Raw genomic sequence first — 525 nt, 5'->3', positions numbered from 1 at the left:
TAGCACCCAATAAGAAAATCGCAAAGTTATTAATCAAGAATCCAGCTAAAGCTGTCATATACGAATGCTCTTGACCAACCAAAGACCCAAAAATATCCATCTGGTTAGCGAGAATAACAACCAAAGCAGATAAAGGTGCCGCAATAATAATATGCAACCCTTTAACAGAAAACCAAATAATCAGTAAAATACCGATAAACACACCAATAATACCCAAGATTTCCATACACAATCTCCTAAAATGTATTTACAAGCGTCCTTTCAAACCGCCAATATAAACGGAGAACTGGCAAACCTCCCTAAAATTCACCAACTTCCAAAAATATCATAAACTACTTTGCTCACTTTTTCACTATGAAAATGTAAGCTATCCCATAAAAATTAATCCATAAATAAACAAAGAAAAAACCATGCACAGTTTCAACCCATGCATGGTCTAATTTCGTTTTAGTCCCTATCATCAAAATATTCTGATAATATTTTGCGATACTTTCGTTTACACTTAGCGATTAATGAATGAACCTG

At 33.9% G+C, this 525-nt stretch carries 1 pseudogene; it reads right to left on the bottom strand.

Annotated elements, in window-relative coordinates:
- Window positions 1–226: pseudogene (locus ACRCJ0_RS19185) on the bottom strand (GntP family permease); the annotation flags it as partial.
- Window positions 227–525 lie beyond the last annotated feature (299 nt).

It is taken from the genome of Aerococcus sp. L_32, from assembly GCF_050689315.1.
The sequence above is the reverse complement of the archived record's forward strand: the minus strand, read 5'-3'. Positions and strand labels throughout refer to the sequence as shown.